This window comes from Skermanella sp. (assembly GCF_059503625.1).
Genome location: NZ_JCACHA010000241.1, coordinates 1 through 3,182, shown reverse-complemented (window position 1 = coordinate 3,182; position 3,182 = coordinate 1). Strand labels below are relative to the sequence as shown.

At 64.8% G+C, this 3,182-nt stretch carries 2 protein-coding genes; both read left to right on the top strand.

Features of this window, described 5'->3' with window-relative positions:
• The coding region (locus tag AC5JJ6_RS05860; RefSeq protein WP_496041143.1) for a type I secretion system permease/ATPase at positions 1–1,398 on the top strand (1,398 nt) is incomplete at its 5' end.
• A 1-nt stretch (position 1,399) separates the two neighbouring features.
• On the top strand, positions 1,400–2,749 hold the full coding sequence (locus tag AC5JJ6_RS05855) for an HlyD family type I secretion periplasmic adaptor subunit (protein ID WP_496041142.1): 1,350 nt from the start codon (positions 1,400–1,402) through the stop codon (positions 2,747–2,749).
• Positions 2,750–3,182 lie beyond the last annotated feature (433 nt).

Below are 3,182 nucleotides of genomic sequence, written 5' to 3'. Positions count from 1 at the left end.
GACGCACCTTGGGCGCCAATTTTCCTGGCGATCATCTTTCTCCTCCACCCCATGCTGGGATTCATTGCACTGGCCGGCGGCAGCGTGCTGCTGGCGCTCGCGTTTGCCAACAACGCCGTCACCAGAAAGCCGCTGGAGGCCGCCGGCAGGATTTCCTCGGCTCTGTCCGGGGCGATCGACGACAGCATGCGCAATGCCGAGGTGATCGAGGCAATGGGCATGTTCCAGAACTTCCGGCACAGGTGGGCGGCCAGGCAAGGCGATGTCCTGCATCTCCAGGCCCTGGCAGCGGATCGCGCCGGCGTGATCATGGGTCTCACCAAGTATACCCGCCTGCTGCTGCAGACCGCCATGCTCGGTGGCGGCGCCTGGCTCGCCATTCACGAGCAAATGTCGGCCGGCTGCATTATCGCTTCCTCGGTGCTGATGGGCCGGGCGCTGGCACCGGTCGAGCAGGCCATCGGCATCTGGAAGCAGTTCCTCGGCGCCCGCGTCGCGTACCGCCGCCTGAACGGCCTGCTGGCGGCAACCACGGGAGCGGCCGACCGGAGCAATCCACCCCGCCCCGCGGGTGCTATCAGCGCCGACAGCATCCGTGCAACACCTCCCGGCCGCGATACTCCCTCCTTATCAGATCTCACCTTTGAGCTCGGCAGCGGTCAGGTCCTTGGCATCATCGGACCCAGCGGGGCCGGCAAATCAACCCTCGCCCGCCTGCTGGTCGGCGCCTGGCGGCCCGATGCCGGTACCGTGCGGTTCGACGGTTCCGACATCCAGAGCTGGGACGCGGAGACTCGCGGTACTTTTGTCGGCTATCTGCCGCAGGATGTCGAACTGTTCGACGGCACGATCGCGGAAAACATCGCGCGGTTCGGGACCCTGGACGGCGAGGCGATCGTGGCGGCCGCCAGACGGGCCGACGTCCATGAGCTTATCCTGAGGCTGCCGCAGGGATACGACACGTCGATCGGCAGGGGCGGCAGTGCGCTCTCGGGCGGGCAGCGCCAGCGCATCGGTCTGGCGCGCGCTGTGTTCGGCAATCCGGCGATCGTCGTGCTGGACGAACCGAATTCCAATCTCGACGACGACGGCGAAGCGGCCCTGGTGCATGCGGTCTCCCAAATGAAGGCGGCCGGAACGACTGTGGTCATCATCTCCCACCGCCCGAGCATCCTCAGTGCCACCGATCAGATCATGGTCCTTGAAGCGGGAAGGATCCGGCTGATCGGGGATCGCGCCGAAGTTCTGGCGGCCGTCACCAGGTCCGTCATCACCGCCGGCGAACGAGCCGCTGATCAGCCCACCGGAAACCAAATAGACCCTGCCCGTCAGAACGGCGCCGCTACCCGTGACCGGCTCGTATCCGGACCCGGCCACTTTGAACAGCAGGCTGTTTGATATGAGCGATCTGATCGAAGTTTTCGCCACCTCCGCACCGCAGCGGACCACGGGATCCACCGGCAAGCCGGCTTATCCCGTCTCCAGCCGCGGCCTCATCGTGGCGGGCTGCCTCGTGATCGCCGTCAGCTTCGGCAGTCTGGCTGTGTGGTCCAATACCGCCCATCTCAGTACCGCTGCCATTGCCAACGGTACCCTCGCGGTCGATAGTCACAGAAAATCAGCGCAGCACCTGCAGGGTGGCATCATCCGGGAAATTCTGGTGCGCGACGGCCAGCGTGTGGCAGTCGGCGACGTCCTGCTCCGGCTCGATCCGACTCAGACACAGTCGCTGGTCGATATGCTGCGCGGTCAGGTCGATCTGGGACAGGCTGAGGAAGCCCGCATGATCGCGGAGCGCACCGGAGCCCGGTCCGTGGAGTTCCCGTCCCAGCTGCTGGAGCGCGCCCGCACGGAGCCGGGCCCGGCATCGATTCTGACCGGCCAGAGAAGCCTGTTCGAGAGCCGTCGGCAGGCGCAGGACGGCCAGACCGCCATCCTGCGCAACCGGATTGCCCAGTCCAGGCAGCAGATCGACGCGATGCGGGGCCAGGAAAGCGCGAAGCGAGCCCAGAGCGCGCTGATCGAGAGGGAGCTGTCCGGGCTGCGCGGCCTGGCAGCGCGCGGCAATGCGCCCGGCAACAAGGTGCTCCAGTATGAGCGCGAAGCCGAGCGGATCGCGGCCGAACGGGGTGAGATCGTCTCGAGCATGGCGATGGTCAGGCAGGGCATCGGCGAGGCCGAGTTGCAGATTGTGCAGATCGGAAGAACCTTCCTGGAACAGCTGGAATCCGACCTCAGGAAGACGCAGGCCTCACTGTTCGAAGCCTCGCAGCGGCTGGGCGCGGCACAGGCGAACCTCGCCCGCCTCGATGTCCGCGCCCCCTACTCGGGTACCGTGGTCGACATGGCTCACCACACCGTCGACGGCGTGATCACTCCGGGAAGCCGCATCCTCGACATCATCCCCGATGGCGATCAGATCGTGGCGGAGGTCCAGATCAAACCCGATGACATCGACGGCCTGAAGGTCGGAATGCCGGCTGAGATCCGCTTTACCTCCTTCAACCAGGTCGAGACACCGGTCCGCCACGGACAGGTTCTTTCCATCTCGGCCGACCGCCTGACCGATCCGAAAACCGGGGCGCCCTATTACGGCATGCGCGTTCTGGTCAATGCCCGGGATGGGCAGGAGGGTCTCGTAATCCTTCCCGGCATGCCGGCGGAAGTCGTGGTCGAGAAGCGGGAACGCACCCTGATTTCCTACCTTCTCCAGCCGATGCGCGAAACAATTGCTTCGGCCATCAACTGATCCATCCGGTGCCTGGACGAGTTCCGCTGCCCGACGGATCATACAGGACCGATTCTGACTTTGAAGAATGCCACAGATCTTCTCTCCCTCGATCCTGTCTCCGATGCCGACAAGCAGCGGGTAACCGATTTTTGCGGGATGGGTGCCGTCGGCTAGAGGGACATTGGCAGGCAAGGTGATGTCGAGGGCGTGAGGGGCGGAGCATCGCTGACTTCGTACTCGCCCCGTTTGGCACTCATGATGGGAATGATCGGCGCTGACGCCCCTGCAGTCGTCATGGGTGCAGAGGAGGTGATCCGCACCGTCATGGCCGCTGTGCCACCAGCCACATCGCTTAAGATGGTAGTCACGGTACCGAAGGCCAGATCCTGGATTTGCGTTGGTTGGAAGGGTCTGACGTGGCGACCAGAATGCGCTGGCAAGCCGGCGCCGA